At 59.5% G+C, this 12,934-nt stretch carries 15 protein-coding genes (1 of these 15 only partly in view); 6 read left to right on the top strand and 9 right to left on the bottom strand.

Annotation, left to right across the window (positions count from 1 at the left end):
- Positions 1–60: 60 nt before the first annotated feature.
- Positions 61–513 carry a redox-sensitive transcriptional activator SoxR gene (soxR, locus tag AC3IUF_RS20635; RefSeq protein WP_007917730.1) on the bottom strand — a complete coding sequence of 151 codons (453 nt, stop codon included), beginning with the start codon at positions 511–513 and terminating at the stop codon, positions 61–63.
- A gap of 93 nt (positions 514–606) precedes the next feature.
- Here soxR and AC3IUF_RS20630 point away from each other — a divergent pair, with 93 nt between their 5' ends.
- A complete protein-coding gene (locus AC3IUF_RS20630; protein ID WP_489279171.1) occupies positions 607–960 on the top strand; it encodes an antibiotic biosynthesis monooxygenase in 354 nt (117 codons plus the stop codon).
- Here AC3IUF_RS20630 and AC3IUF_RS20625 read toward each other — a convergent pair.
- The 4 genes from AC3IUF_RS20625 to msuE all read right to left on the bottom strand — a co-directional run bounded on the left by AC3IUF_RS20625 (position 957) and on the right by msuE (position 5,148).
- On the bottom strand, positions 957–2,060 hold the full coding sequence (locus AC3IUF_RS20625; RefSeq protein ID WP_123375551.1) for a sigma-54 interaction domain-containing protein: 1,104 nt from the start codon (positions 2,058–2,060) through the stop codon (positions 957–959). The two genes, AC3IUF_RS20630 and AC3IUF_RS20625, sit on opposite strands and share 4 nt — an antisense overlap.
- A gap of 36 nt (positions 2,061–2,096) precedes the next feature.
- Positions 2,097–3,284, bottom strand: coding sequence for an acyl-CoA dehydrogenase family protein (locus tag AC3IUF_RS20620; RefSeq protein WP_007949712.1), 1,188 nt, complete (start codon positions 3,282–3,284; stop codon positions 2,097–2,099).
- Positions 3,285–3,428: 144 nt separating this feature from the next.
- Complete coding sequence (gene ssuD / locus AC3IUF_RS20615) at positions 3,429–4,574, bottom strand: FMNH2-dependent alkanesulfonate monooxygenase (protein ID WP_095113068.1); 1,146 nt, start codon at positions 4,572–4,574, stop codon at positions 3,429–3,431.
- Between the two features lie 10 nt (positions 4,575–4,584).
- A complete protein-coding gene (msuE, locus tag AC3IUF_RS20610) occupies positions 4,585–5,148 on the bottom strand; it encodes an FMN reductase (RefSeq protein ID WP_007917546.1) in 564 nt (187 codons plus the stop codon).
- A 390-nt stretch (positions 5,149–5,538) separates the two neighbouring features.
- Between msuE and AC3IUF_RS20605 the strand changes: the two genes are divergently transcribed.
- The 4 genes from AC3IUF_RS20605 to AC3IUF_RS20590 all read left to right on the top strand — a co-directional run bounded on the left by AC3IUF_RS20605 (position 5,539) and on the right by AC3IUF_RS20590 (position 9,748).
- Complete coding sequence (locus AC3IUF_RS20605; RefSeq protein WP_007917547.1) at positions 5,539–5,796, top strand: hypothetical protein; 258 nt, start codon at positions 5,539–5,541, stop codon at positions 5,794–5,796.
- Positions 5,797–5,897: 101 nt separating this feature from the next.
- Entirely contained in the window at positions 5,898–6,512 is a 615-nt protein-coding gene (locus AC3IUF_RS20600; protein ID WP_007917549.1) for a LysE family translocator, read from the top strand.
- Between the two features lie 204 nt (positions 6,513–6,716).
- A complete protein-coding gene (locus tag AC3IUF_RS20595) occupies positions 6,717–7,883 on the top strand; it encodes an aminotransferase class V-fold PLP-dependent enzyme (protein WP_007917551.1) in 1,167 nt (388 codons plus the stop codon).
- A gap of 56 nt (positions 7,884–7,939) precedes the next feature.
- Positions 7,940–9,748 carry an aminopeptidase P family protein gene (locus AC3IUF_RS20590; protein WP_095113072.1) on the top strand — a complete coding sequence of 603 codons (1,809 nt, stop codon included), beginning with the start codon at positions 7,940–7,942 and terminating at the stop codon, positions 9,746–9,748.
- Positions 9,749–9,791: 43 nt separating this feature from the next.
- On the opposite strand, the gene AC3IUF_RS20585 is transcribed toward AC3IUF_RS20590, so the two are convergent.
- Together AC3IUF_RS20585 and AC3IUF_RS20580 are read right to left on the bottom strand one after the other, a co-directional pair.
- Positions 9,792–10,388: a 2-hydroxychromene-2-carboxylate isomerase gene (locus AC3IUF_RS20585; RefSeq protein WP_489279167.1), complete on the bottom strand. Its 597-nt coding sequence runs from the start codon at positions 10,386–10,388 to the stop codon at positions 9,792–9,794.
- A 38-nt stretch (positions 10,389–10,426) separates the two neighbouring features.
- Positions 10,427–11,155, bottom strand: coding sequence for an SDR family oxidoreductase (locus AC3IUF_RS20580; protein ID WP_123375559.1), 729 nt, complete (start codon positions 11,153–11,155; stop codon positions 10,427–10,429).
- Positions 11,156–11,246: 91 nt separating this feature from the next.
- On the opposite strand from AC3IUF_RS20580, the gene AC3IUF_RS20575 reads away from it, so the two are divergent.
- Positions 11,247–11,810, top strand: coding sequence for a TetR/AcrR family transcriptional regulator (locus AC3IUF_RS20575; protein ID WP_007917559.1), 564 nt, complete (start codon positions 11,247–11,249; stop codon positions 11,808–11,810).
- A 1-nt stretch (position 11,811) separates the two neighbouring features.
- Here the strand turns inward: AC3IUF_RS20575 and AC3IUF_RS20570 are convergent, their stop codons facing one another.
- Positions 11,812–12,093 carry a hypothetical protein gene (locus AC3IUF_RS20570; RefSeq protein ID WP_007917561.1) on the bottom strand — a complete coding sequence of 94 codons (282 nt, stop codon included), beginning with the start codon at positions 12,091–12,093 and terminating at the stop codon, positions 11,812–11,814.
- Between the two features lie 167 nt (positions 12,094–12,260).
- On the bottom strand, positions 12,261–12,934 hold the 3' portion of the coding sequence (gene rhtA / locus AC3IUF_RS20565) for a threonine/homoserine exporter RhtA (RefSeq protein ID WP_042704914.1). Its footprint extends 214 nt past the window's final position; 674 of the gene's 888 nt are visible here — the last part of the coding sequence; the start codon falls outside the window, past its right edge; the stop codon is at positions 12,261–12,263.

Below are 12,934 nucleotides of genomic sequence, written 5' to 3'. Positions count from 1 at the left end.
ATTTGTGGAAGATTCACTATAGAACCGTCCTCGCCGTGCAGACTTTTGCCCGACGAGCAGTCAATCCTTTGGAAAGTGCGGGCCAGGCCCTTGTTCGCCGAGTACATCGCCCTGATTGCGCAGCGGACAGGCCTCCATCGACAAACAGCCACAACCGATGCAGCCATTGAGCCGATCGCGCAGCAGCGTCAGTTGCTCGATCCGCGCGTCCAGTTCCTGTCGCCATTGCTGTGAGAGGATTTTCCAGTCTGCCGCGCTGGGCGCACGATCCTCCGGGAGGATTTTCAATGCCTCGCCAATTTCCGCCAGCGGAATCCCCAGCCGCTGCGCGACTTTGATCAACGCTACGCGGCGCAGTACTTCGCGCGGATAGCGCCGCTGATTGCCGGCATTGCGCTGGCTCTTGATCAGGCCTTTGGATTCATAAAAGTGCAGGGCGGTGACGGCCACGCCACTGCGCGCTGCGACTTCACCAACCGTTAACTGTTTGTGCACATTTTCTTTGCTGATCATTTGAAGACAGCTCTTGACCTTGACTTAACTAGAGGTTTTACCCTGCAGGTCTTCGAGTCGCAAGGCTCGTCTTACGCTGAGTGGGGGCATTCCATGAACAACCGCAGTTTTACCCAATTGATCGAATTCGAAATCGAACCACGCCAACAACCCGCCTTGGTCACTGCACTATCAATGCAAACCGAGCGCCTGGCGCAACGTTATGCCGGTTTTGTCAGCGCCAGTGTGCAGGCCAGCGATGACGGCCGGCGCGTGCTGAGTTTCCTCCAATGGCAGTCCCGCGAGGCGGGTGAAGCGGCATTTCGCAGCTTCGAAAGCGGCGAGCAGGACTTCTGGCAACTGATTCACACCCATCAGGCGAAAACCGTCACCTTCAATTCGTTCCAGGTGCTAAGCAGCATCGCCCGCAGTCACGACGATGCGCTGCACTGTCACCTGGTCGTCTAGATCGACAACTGGATCAGGCGTTCGCCCTGCAGATTCTCCGTGAGCCGCCGCTTGTTTACCGCCAGTTCGCCGATCTTGATCAGTCGCGTGCGGGTGACGTTGCGGCTCAGACCGAGCAACGCGGCGGTGTGCACCTGGTTGTAATGGCAGAAGCGATACGCCGCGCGCAGCAAAGCGTCTTCGACTTTTTCGTGCAGCGCGCCGGCCTGTTGCGCGAAGAGTTTTTGAAAGGCCTGTTCCAGTAAGGCCTCCGGTGAATCATCGGCACTGCTGTGATGATCGTCCGGGCGTTCGATGCGCAGGTTCGACAGACGCAAATCATCGCGTTCGATCACGCCGTTGCGGCAGATCAGCAAGGTGTGATGGATGACGTTCTCCAGCTCGCGAATATTGCCCGGCCAACTGTAAGCGCGCAGTTTGTGTTCGGCGCCGGGGCTGATGCTGACCCGCCCGTAACCGAGGCGTTGGCTGTAGGCTTCGATGAAATGTCGAGTGAGAGGGAGGATGTCGCCGGGACGGTCGCGCAGTGGGTTCAGTTCCAGATTGACCACGTTGAGGCGGTAATACAGATCCTCGCGGAAATGACCGGCATTGATGGCTTTTTCCAGCTGCACATTGGTCGCCGCCAGTACCCGTACATCGATGGGAATGCTTTTGCGCGAGCCCAGTCGCACCACTTCGCGTTCCTGCAAAACCCGCAGCAACTTCACCTGAATCGCCATCGGCAGATCGCCGATCTCATCGAGAAACAAGGTGCCACCATCCGCTTCCTCGAACCATCCGGCCTTGGCGCTCAGCGCGCCAGTGAACGCGCCTTTTTCATGACCGAACAACTCCGCTTCCACCAGTGATTCGGAAAACGCCCCGCAATTGACCGCGATAAACGGCCGATGACGGCGATTGCTGAGGTTATGAATATGTCGCGCCACCAGTTCTTTACCAGTGCCGGTCTCGCCGATGATCAGCACACTCGCTTCACTCGGCGCGACCTGCTGTAAATGTGCGAGCAGGGCCTGGGACTTCGGGTCCTCGAACACCTGCGCAGTGGCGCGGATCGACGTGGCGAGCGCGGGGGAGGGCGGTAGGGTCAGCAGTTGCATGGGCTCGTCCTTCTTTTTAGTTCAAATGCAGGCAGGTCAGGAATAGAAGGTCGGCACCGGCAGCGACTGATTCAGCGCCCAGTCGCCCAACTCATGGAGTTTGTAGTCCAGCGGGTCGTGCAGGGTTTGCGTGCGCAGGTTGCGCCAGTGGCGATCGAGGCGCAGGGACGCGTGAGTGGAGCGCGCGCCGGTCACTTCGAACAAACGGCTGCAAATCTCCAGGCCCTGACGGCTGGCGGCAACTTTCGCGGTGGCAATCGCTGTCGCGACTTGGCCGCGTTCTTCGGCGCTGAGGTTCGCGCCTTTGGCCCAGGCCTCATCGAGCAACGCCGCCGCGCGTTCGACCAACAGGCGGATGCCTTCCAGCGCCACCCAGAACTCGCCGTAATGGGCGAGCACGTACGGATCTTCACGCACATCGCGCGCCGAGGATTTATGCCAGAGTCGGGTTTCGCTGAGGGTGTATTGCCGCGCCTCCTCGAAAGCGCCTTCGGCAATTCCGAGAAACATATGCGTGAAGGTCAGCTGCGCGATTAGCGGTCGCAAGCACGCAAACGGCGTGCTCAGCGGGCCGGGATCGAGCAGCAGTTCCGACTCTTCGACCCGGACCCGTTCAAACGTAGCGCTGCCGCTGTCAGTCTGACGCTGGCCGATGTTGTTCCAGTCGTTGTGCAGGGTGATGCCACTGCGGCCGCTGGGAATCGCCGCGATCAGCAATTTGCCGCCGGCACTTTCATCGACCGCCGAAGCGATCAGCATTTGTGAATCACTGGCGCCGGAGCAGAAGCTTTTCTTCCCGGAAAACTCGCGCCAGCCACCGAGGTCCTTGACCACGGTACGGGTGTCGAGCGGGTTCAGTGCGTTGCCCCAGAACCAGTTCTGCCGCGCGGTCTGTTCGAACCACGGCTGCCATTGTTCCGGCCGGGAAAACAGGCGCACGGTGGCGAGCATCAAATGATGGAAACCGAAGACGTGAGCAATCGAGCTGTCGACCTTGGCGAACTCGCGAACGACCTGCAGGGTTTCGCTCCAGCTTGCGCCGAGGCCGCCGTAGCGGGTGGGAATGCTCAGGGCCAGCAGGCCGCTGTCGCGCAGGGCATCGCGCTCGGCCTTCGGTGTGCCGCCACGTTCGTCGCGTTCGACGGCAGTCAGGGCAAATTCGGCGGCCAGTTGGCGGGCGGTTTGCAACGGGGATAACAAAGTACTTTGCGGTTTAGCGGTCACACGGTGTTCCTCGAAATCGACGCATTCCCTGTAGGAGTGAGCCTGCTCGCGATGAGGTCGGCACAATCGACATCATCGTTGACTGACCCACCGCATACGTCGGAGCGCCGCCCGGAGCAGGCTCGCTCCCACAAGGGATTTGGTTCAGGCAGTGGCTTTGGTGGGCAACACATCATTGGCAATCATTTCGCCAAACGGCCCGGTCAGATTGGTCACGCCACGCCCGGCCAGACTCGCATAAGGCTCGGGCAACAGCGGGAACACCAGCTCGGCAAAGCGGTAAGCCTCTTCCAGATGCGGGTAACCGGAGAAGATGAAACTCTCGATGCCCAGATCCGCGTATTCCTTGATCCGCGCCGCCACTTGCTGCGGATCACCCACCAGCGCCGTACCGGCACCGCCGCGCACCAGACCGACGCCGGCCCACAGGTTCGGGGCGATTTCGAGGTTGTCGCGACGGCCATCGTGCAATGCGGCCATGCGCCGCTGACCCTCGGAGTCGAAGCGCGAAAAGGATTTCTGCGCCGCTTCAATGGTTTCGTCGCTGATGTGTTCGATCAGTTTGTCGGCGGCTTTCCAGGCCTCTTCGGCGGTCTCGCGCACGATCACATGCAGGCGGATGCCGAACTTCACCTTGCGCCCATGTCGCGCCGCGCGTTCGCGCACGTCGGCGAGTTTTTCCGCGACGGCGGCCGGTGGTTCGCCCCAGGTCAGATAGACGTCAACTTGTTCGGCGGCCAGATCATGCGCGGCATCGGATGAACCACCGAAATACAGCGGCGGATAGGGTTTCTGCACTGGCGGATACAGCGCTTTGGCGTTCTGCACCTTCAGGTGCTTGCCGTCGAAATCCACCGCTTCGCCTTGCAACACGCGACGCCAGATCTTCAGGAATTCATCGGTGACTTCATAGCGTTCGGCGTGGCTGAGAAAGCTGCCGTCGCCCCGGTTCTCGTCCGGATCGCCGCCGGTCACCACGTTGATCAGCAAGCGCCCGTTGGACAGCCGATCAAGGGTTGCAGCCATGCGCGCCGAGACTGTCGGCGAGATGATCCCCGGACGGATCGCCACCAGATAACGCAGGCGCTCGGTCAACGGCACCAATGCCGAGGCGATCACCCAGGAGTCTTCGCAGGAGCGCCCGGTGGGAATCAGCACGCCGTGGTAGCCGAGACTGTCAGCGGCCTGCGCCACCTGTTTCAGATAATTGAGCGTGACCGGGCGCGCGCCTTGAGTGGTGCCCAGATAGTGGCCGTCACCGTGGGTCGGCAGGAACCAGAAAACATCCATGAACGGCTCCTCAGGCGATTTTCAGCAAGGGTTTGATTTGTGTGGCGAACAGCGGCGCCGCGCGTTCGGCGGCGAGGCGGATGCGCGCCTTCAACAGTTCGCTGGTGATCTGGTAATCGGCGAAGTCGGCTTCGGTGGCGTACACGCCGATCGGCAACGTCATGGCTTGGAAGAAGCTGAACAGCGGGCGCAACTGGTGATCGAGGACCAGCGCATGGCGTTCGCTGCCGCCGGTAGCAGCGAGCAGCACCGGGGTGTCGATCAGGGCGTTGAGGTCGATCAGGTCGAACAGATGCTTGAGCAGACCCGGGTAGGAACCGCGATAAACCGGCGCGGCAACAATCAGCAGATCGGCCTGCTCGATGGCCTGCAACTCGGCTTCAACTTCCGCACTGAGTTCCTGACGCGATAGCGCAGCGCCGAGCGGACGAGCGATATCACCGAGTTCGATCAAATGGCTTTCGATGGTCAGGTGCCCAGCCAGTTCGGCGAGCAAGGCTTGGGTCAGCACCAGAGTACGGGACGGACGCCAGGTGCCGCCGGAGAGGGCGACGACTTTCAGGGGACGCGACATGATCAGTTCCTTTTTTCAACAGTTGCTCAGGGAGCAGTGAATGAGTCACCTAGTCTGAGCAAGCGCTGTACCAATTCCCGCAAGCCCCGGTTTACAAGGCGTTGAGCGTAAGCGTGGCGGTCGCCCGTGTGAGTAACAGGGCGCTTTGTTGAATCGCTGTTGGCTGAGCAACAGTTGCTGGAGCAACAGTGCTCAGCGCATGGATGGAGTTATAAAGGCTGTTTGTTATTCCGTAAAAGAACGTTAATCGATATTTATAGATCGTTAGGAGATATGCGCCGACGCGTGTCGATTTCCTGATAGCCACTATTGAGAGCGTTGATTTCTGCGCGGGCGTGCCGGGGCGTAGCCTTTGTCCATCGACTCCCCATTGCTCGCCAGGACGCTCCCATGAATCGTTTACTGACCGTTTCGCTGTTGCTCGCTGTCTCTGTACTCGCCGGTTGTGCCGGACACGTTTCGCCGGAGCTGCGTCCTTACACCGATGAAGAATCCCGCGAATTGGCGATGGAAGCGCTCAATCGCAGCGGCCTGTCCTTCGACGAATACCACGCGAAAAAAGCGCAATTACTCGGTCAGACCCAGTTCGACAAAAAAGCTGAAATGAGTGCCGAACGTGCCGTACAGCTGCACGGTCGTCCTAGCTGAAAACAAACTGTACTGGTAGAAGTTTTACCCAACTGTCCGTGGGCTTACCGGGCGGTGTGGGATAGGGTCAACACCTGAATGACCCTGATGGATTGCCTGCCATGACCCTCTCGCTTGACCTGCTGTTGGGCTTTGCCCTGTTTGCCCTTGTCACCTCGATTACGCCGGGGCCGAACAACACCATGTTGCTGGCATCGGGGGTTAACTTCGGCTTCAACCGCACCATCCCGCATATGCTCGGAATTACCTGTGGCTTCTTCGTTCTGGTAGTCGCGGTGGGCTTTGGCCTCGGCGCGGTGTTTCAGAGCTATCCGATTCTTTATACGGTTCTGCGCTATGTCGGCGCGGCGTATCTGCTGTATCTGGCGTGGAAAATCGCTCACTCGGGACCGGTCGGTGACAGCGCCGCAGGCGAGGCGAAGCCGATCAGCTACCTTGGCGCCGCCGCGTTTCAGTGGGTCAATCCCAAGGCGTGGATCATGGCCATCGGCGCCATCAGCACCTACACGCCGATGCAGGGCTATTTCACCAATGTGGTGGTGATTGCTGCGGTATTCGCCATCATTAACCTGCCGAGCGTCGGCGTCTGGGCAGCTTGCGGTACGTTGTTGCGCAATGTGCTGAAGGATCCGCGCTGGTTGCGCGTGTTCAACTGGGGCATGGCCGCACTGCTGGTGATTTCGCTGTACCCGTTACTTCTCGAAAGCTTTAGCTGACGCATCGCTTCAACCGCAGGCCGGATGCCTGTTAAGCTCGACTTCAGGAGCGTTCCTACGCACTTTGAATGAAGTTGTTCTTCTTTAACGGCATCCGATCAGGTATTGATGACGCTCTCGAACCGACGCGCAGCTCACAAGGCTGCGCCGTACCGTTTGCAGACACGAGCCTCCTGATCCCGGAACACGCTCTGCGAGTCTTTTATGAACACACGTCCGTTGTATTTCGATTACGCCGCCACGACCCCGGTGGACGAGCGGGTCATCCAGGTGATGATCGAGTGTCTGGGGTTTCACGGTAACTTTGGCAACCCGGCTTCCAGCTCCCACGCGTTCGGCCAGCAGGCCCGACACACGGTCGAGCAGGCCCGCCGGCAGGTCGCCGAACTGGTCGGCGCCAATGCTGAGCAGATCGTCTGGACCTCCGGTGCCACCGAGTCCAACAACCTTGCCCTTAAAGGTGTGGCCCAGGCGCGCGGCGTGTCCGGCGGCCATATCATTACCAGCCAGATCGAACACAAAGCCATCCTCGATACCGCCCGCCAGTTGCAGGACGCCGGCATCGCCGTGACCTATCTGGTGCCGGACGCCGATGGCCTGATCACCCCGCAAGCGGTCAGCGAAGCCATGCGCGACGACACCTTTCTGGTGTCGCTGATGCTGGTCAACAACGAGTTGGGCACCGTCAATGATGTTCAAGCGATTGGCGAAGTGGTGCGCAGTCGCGAGGCGTTGTTCCATGTCGACGCGGCGCAAGGCGCCGGCAAAGTGGCCATCGATCTGGGGCAATGGCCGGTGGATCTGATGTCGTTTTCGGCGCACAAACTTTACGGTCCCAAAGGCATCGGCGCGTTGTACGTCGGCCCACGGGCGCAGCAGCGTTTACAGGCGCAGATTCACGGTGGCGGACACGAAGGGGGATTGCGCTCCGGAACCCTGGCGACGCACCAGATTGCCGGGATGGGCGCAGCATTTGCCTTGGCCGCCGAGGCGTTTGATGTCGAGAAAAAAACCATCGTCGCGCTGCGTGAACGCTTGCTCGAACAACTGCTGAGCCTGCCGGGCGTACGCCTCAATGGCTGCGCCACTCAGCGCATTCCGCACACCTTGAGCCTGACCTTCAGCGAAGGCGAATTCAACAGCGCGGCGTTGAGCCATTCGCTTGCTTTCTCCGCGACCTCGGCTTGCAACTCCGCCAGTAACACGCCATCCCACGTGCTGTTGGCGCTGGGGCATGACGCGCATCTGGCCGGACGCACCATTCGCTTGAGCCTCGGCCGTTTTACCACCGCCGAGGACATCGACAAGGCCGTCGAACTGATCAAGACCGCCTGCGCCAGTGCTCCGGCATTCTGGGCGACAGGGCTTTAAACGAGCCGATTTAACGGCGACGAACAATAACGATGAAGTGATTAGCAGGAGACATGATGAGTACCCAGACCTCGACCGAAGGATCGGTGCCCCAGCGCCTGGCGCACACCCGTGAACTGATGCGCCGCGAAGGCATTCACGCACTGTTGGTGCCGTCCGCCGACCCGCATTTGTCGGAATATCTGCCGGGTTACTGGCAGGGTCGGCAGTGGTTGTCGGGCTTCCATGGTTCGGTCGGGACGTTGATTGTCACCGCTGATTTCGCCGGCGTCTGGGCCGACAGTCGTTACTGGGAGCAGGCGAGCAAAGAACTCAAGGGCAGCGGCATCGAACTGGTCAAGTTGCAACCGGGTCAACCGAGCCCGCTGGACTGGCTTGCCGAGCAGACACCGGAAGGTGGTGTGGTCGCGGTTGACGGTGCGGTGATGGCCGTGGCTTCGGCACGTACGCTGAGCAGCAAACTGGAAGCACGCGGCGCACGTCTGCGCACCGACATTGATCTGCTGCAAGAAGTCTGGCGCGATCGCCCGAGCCTGCCGAACGCACCGATCTATCAGCATCTGCCACCGCAAGCGACGGTCAGCCGTGGCGAGAAACTGGCCAAGCTACGCGAAACCCTGCAAGAGCGCGGCGCTGACTGGCATTTCATCGCCACCCTCGACGACATTGCCTGGTTGTTCAACTTGCGCGGCGGCGATGTGTCGTTCAACCCGGTGTTTGTTTCGTTTGCGTTGATCGGTCAGCAGCAGGCCACGTTGTTCGTAGCGTTAAGCAAGGTCGACGCAGATTTGCGCTCGGTGCTTGAGACGGACGGCGTGACGTTGCGTGATTACAGCGAAGTCGCTGATGCCCTGCGTGCCGTGCCGAGTGGCGCGAGTTTGTTGGTTGATCCGGCGCGCGTTACCAGCGGTTTGCTGGATAACCTCGACAGCACGGTGAAACTGGTCGAAGGCTTGAACCCGACCACGCTGGCCAAGTCGCAGAAAAGTGAAGCGGACGCTGCACATATCCGCAAAGCGATGGAGCAGGATGGCGCGGCGCTGTGCGAGTTTTTCGCCTGGCTGGAATCGGCCTGGGGGCGCGAGCGCATTACCGAACTGACCATCGACGAAAAACTCACCGCTGCCCGTGAGCGTCGTCCGGATTATGTCTCGCTGAGTTTCAACACCATTGCCGCGTTCAACGCCAATGGCGCCATGCCGCATTACCACGCCACCGAAGAAGAACACGCGGTAATCGAAGGCGACGGCTTGCTGCTGATCGACTCGGGGGGTCAATACCTGGGCGGCACCACGGACATCACGCGAATGGTGCCGGTTGGTACGCCGAGCGAAGAGCAGAAGCGCGATTGCACGCGCGTGTTGAAGGGCGTGATTGCCCTGTCGCGCGCGCAGTTCCCGAAAGGCATTCTCTCGCCGCTGCTCGATGCTATTGCCCGTGCGCCGATCTGGGCCGAAAGCGTCGATTACGGTCACGGCACCGGTCATGGCGTTGGCTACTTCCTCAACGTCCATGAAGGTCCACAGGTGATCGCTTATCAGGCCGCGCCTGCACCGCAGACGGCCATGCAGCCGGGGATGATTACTTCGATCGAGCCAGGCACCTACCGTCCGGGTCGTTGGGGCGTGCGGATCGAGAACCTGGCGATGAACCGCGAGGCGGGCAGCAGCGAATTCGGAGAATTCCTCAAGTTTGAAACCTTGACGCTGTGCCCGATCGACACGCGTTGCCTGCTGCCGGCGTTGCTGACTGAAGAAGAGAAACAGTGGTTCAACGCCTACCACGCGCAAGTGCGTGAGCGCTTGAGTCCATTGCTTGAGGGTGCGGCGCTGGAATGGCTGAACACCCGTACTGCGGCGATCTGATCGGCTGGGATTCAGGCGCTGTGTTCAGCGCCTGAATGATCGTTTAGCCTTGGCGCAAGGCTTCCGCAACGAAGTCCAGCCGATCCTGGCCGAAGAACAGTTGATCGCCGATAAACATGCTGGGTGCTCCGAAAACACCACGTTTAACAGCGGTTTCGGTGTTCTCCTTAAGCGCTGCTTTGACCGATTCATCGTTGCTCAGCGCCAGTACTTCCTGCGGATCGAAACCGTGTTCGCTCAGCACAGCAGCGACAGTCGCCGGTTCGTCGAGGCTGCGTCCTTCAACCCATAGCGCCGTGAACAGACAATCGATAAACGCCTGAAAGCGTGCTGGCTGACGCAACTGGATGCCGGTTACCGCACGCATCAACATCAGTGTGTTGATCGGGAAGTGCGGATTGAATTTCAGCGGCACCCCGTAGCGTTTTGCGTAGCGATCCAGATCCTCAAACATGTACCGACCCTTCGCCGGAATCATCGCCGGTGAAGCGTTGCCGGTTGCCTTGAAGACGCCACCGAGCAGCATCGGGATGTAGATCAGCTCGCTGTTGGTCTCGGCGCAAATCTTCGGTAACTGGGTGTAGGCCAGGTAGGTGGCAGGGCTGCCGAGGTCGAAATAGAACTCCACGGTTTTCGTCATTTTCGCGTCTCTGTCGTTATTGTTATGGCGGGGGGGGCTTACCAGCGTTCGTTCCAGGGGCGCAGATCCAGCTCGAACGTCCAGGCATCCCGTGGCTGACTGTGCAGATACCAGTAGTTCTCGGCGATGTGCTCGGGATTGAGGATGCCGTCCTGATCTTTGGTGGCGTACTTCTCGGGGAAACTGTTGCGAATGAAATCGGTGTCGATCGCACCATCGACTACGACGTGGGCGACGTGGATGTTCATTGGCCCCAGTTCCCGCGCCATGCTTTGTGCCAGCGCGCGGATACCGTGTTTGGCTCCGGCGAAGGCGGCAAACCCGGATGCGCCGCGAAGTCCGGCGGTGGCACCGGTGAACAGGATAGTGCCGCGTTGGCGTGTGACCATGCGTTTGGCCACTTCACGGGCATTGAGGAACCCTGAGAAGCAGGCCATTTCCCAAATCTTGAAATACTTGCGTGCGGTTTCTTCAAGAATGCTGCACGGCACATTGGCGCCGATATTGAATACAAAAGCTTCGATCGGACCGAGGCGAGTCTCGATGTCTTCAATCAGAGCAATGACGTCTTCTTCTTTGCGCGCATCGCAGGCAAAACCGTGAGCTTCACCGCCTTCAGCCTTGATCGCGTCCACTAGCGGCTGCAATTTGTCGGCGCTGCGTCGGGTGACGCAGGCGATGAATCCCTCTTTGGCAAAACGCTTTGCAATCGCTCCGCCCGTGGCATCGCCAGCGCCGACAACCAATACGACCTTCTTGTTATTCATGGGTGATTGCCTTTATTAAACGATCGTTAAGTGAACGAACGTTATGCTAGGATCCAGACAACGTCAAGGCAGTCGATTTGAGGGCAAATACATGCGTTACTCCGCCAGTCACAAGTTGGAAACACGGGAAAAGCTGCTGCAGAGCAGCGCGCTGTCAGCAAAGCGTTCCGGTTTTTCCACGGTGGGCGTTGATGGTTTGATGAAGGCTATCGGATTGAGCGGTGCGGCGTTCTACAGCCATTTCTCATCGAAAGATGCGTTGTTCACTGCCATCGTCGAACGCGAGTTGGGTCAAAGCCTTGAACGATTGGGGGGGGAGGGCACGCGGGATCGTGAGCGACTGGAGCGCTGTCTCAAGCACTACCTGAGCATGGCTCACGTAGAGCAACCTGAGGCCGGTTGCGCGTTGCCGGCGTTGGGCGCAGAAATTGCCCGATCGGATGTTCTGGTGCGCGAGCAGGCCGAGCTGTGGATTTGCCGGCTTCAGGAGCGTTGGGCACAGATTCTTGAGAGCGAGACCCTGGCGTGGTCGGTGCTGTCGCAATGCGTCGGGGCGTTGGTGGTGGCGCGTATGTTGGCCACGCCGGACGTTCAGCAAGCGGTGCTGAAGTCCAGCCATGAAGAAATTGGCCGGCAGATTGCCGGGCAGCGCTGATCTATTTACAGATGACAATCATGCTGCGGCTGGTGTAGCCCGCAGGATTGAGACCGAACGGGTAATCGCCGGGCTCTTCCACGGCGTCACCGGATTTTGCGATGACCTTGTAGCCCTTCGGCAAGCAGGCATTGGCGGCACTGGCGTAGCACTTGTCCCAGGAGGACGATAGCCCTGAGCAGTTGATGTGCAGCCCTTTTTTCCCGCGTTTTACCTGAGTTTCCGAAGTCGCCGCACAACCTGCAACTGCCAGTATGGCGATCAGTATCAAAATTCGTTTCATTACCGTCCTTATAACGGCCACGAGTCTAATGCTCGGGTTTGCCTGTGTTCGCGTGCGCTCTAAGCTTTTGAAATCCCTGTCCGAAAAAATCCATGTCTGGCATTGGGTTACAGGTCTAAACATGGCCTAAATGCGCGTCAATTGCCAGACCTTCGTCGAATCCTCTTTCAATCAGCCGCGATGGCGGGTTTCGCAGCACTCCCCATGGTCATGGTTGCGCCGACAGATGCCAGAATAATGCACAGGATCGCCATCCATTGTGACAGTGTGAGGAATTCGTGCAGGAACAACAGGCCTGAGAGGGCTCCGAAGGCCGGTTCGATACTCATCAATGTGCCGAAAGTGCGTGCCGGGAGGCGGGTGAGGGCGACCATCTCCAGTGTATAGGGCAGGGCGGTGGACAGAATGGCGACGCCGATGGCAATCGGGATCAACGAAGGGGTCAATAGGGCTGAACCAGCATGCACGATGCCGATAGGGGCCACGAACAGCGCTGCGATCATTACCCCCAGAGCTGCTGTCGTTACACCGTTATCGGCGCCGGCCTTCTGACCGAACAGAATGTATAGCGCCCAGCAGACACCGGCTCCCAGTGCATATCCGGCGCCCACCAGATCGATTCCGGCGCTGGTTGTGCCTGTTGGAATCAGCAGCATCAAGCCGGCGGCAGCCAGGGCAATCCAGAGAAAGTCGATGGCACGGCGGGAAGCAAGGATGGCTACGGCCAGTGGCCCGGTAAATTCGAGGGCGACGGCAATTCCCAACGGCACCGTTTGCAATGACATATAGAAGAGGAAGTTCATGCCGCCCAATGCCATGCCGTAGACGAGGACTGTACGCA

This window comes from Pseudomonas sp. KH_040 (assembly GCF_057839305.1).
This window is presented reverse-complemented; position numbering and strand designations above follow the sequence as displayed.

Bases quoted from the DNA above. Each gene is read 5' to 3' on its own strand.
- soxR (WP_007917730.1), bottom strand. From the start codon at position 513: ATGATCAGCAAAGAAAATGTGCACAAACAGTTAACGGTTGGTGAAGTC.
- AC3IUF_RS20630 (WP_489279171.1), top strand. From the start codon at position 607: ATGAACAACCGCAGTTTTACCCAATTGATCGAATTCGAAATCGAACCA.
- AC3IUF_RS20625 (WP_123375551.1), bottom strand. From the start codon at position 2,060: ATGCAACTGCTGACCCTACCGCCCTCCCCCGCGCTCGCCACGTCGATC.
- ssuD (WP_095113068.1), bottom strand. From the start codon at position 4,574: ATGGATGTTTTCTGGTTCCTGCCGACCCACGGTGACGGCCACTATCTG.
- msuE (WP_007917546.1), bottom strand. From the start codon at position 5,148: ATGTCGCGTCCCCTGAAAGTCGTCGCCCTCTCCGGCGGCACCTGGCGT.
- AC3IUF_RS20605 (WP_007917547.1), top strand. From the start codon at position 5,539: ATGAATCGTTTACTGACCGTTTCGCTGTTGCTCGCTGTCTCTGTACTC.
- AC3IUF_RS20600 (WP_007917549.1), top strand. From the start codon at position 5,898: ATGACCCTCTCGCTTGACCTGCTGTTGGGCTTTGCCCTGTTTGCCCTT.
- AC3IUF_RS20595 (WP_007917551.1), top strand. From the start codon at position 6,717: ATGAACACACGTCCGTTGTATTTCGATTACGCCGCCACGACCCCGGTG.
- AC3IUF_RS20590 (WP_095113072.1), top strand. From the start codon at position 7,940: ATGAGTACCCAGACCTCGACCGAAGGATCGGTGCCCCAGCGCCTGGCG.
- AC3IUF_RS20585 (WP_489279167.1), bottom strand. From the start codon at position 10,388: ATGACGAAAACCGTGGAGTTCTATTTCGACCTCGGCAGCCCTGCCACC.
- AC3IUF_RS20580 (WP_123375559.1), bottom strand. From the start codon at position 11,155: ATGAATAACAAGAAGGTCGTATTGGTTGTCGGCGCTGGCGATGCCACG.
- AC3IUF_RS20575 (WP_007917559.1), top strand. From the start codon at position 11,247: ATGCGTTACTCCGCCAGTCACAAGTTGGAAACACGGGAAAAGCTGCTG.
- AC3IUF_RS20570 (WP_007917561.1), bottom strand. From the start codon at position 12,093: ATGAAACGAATTTTGATACTGATCGCCATACTGGCAGTTGCAGGTTGT.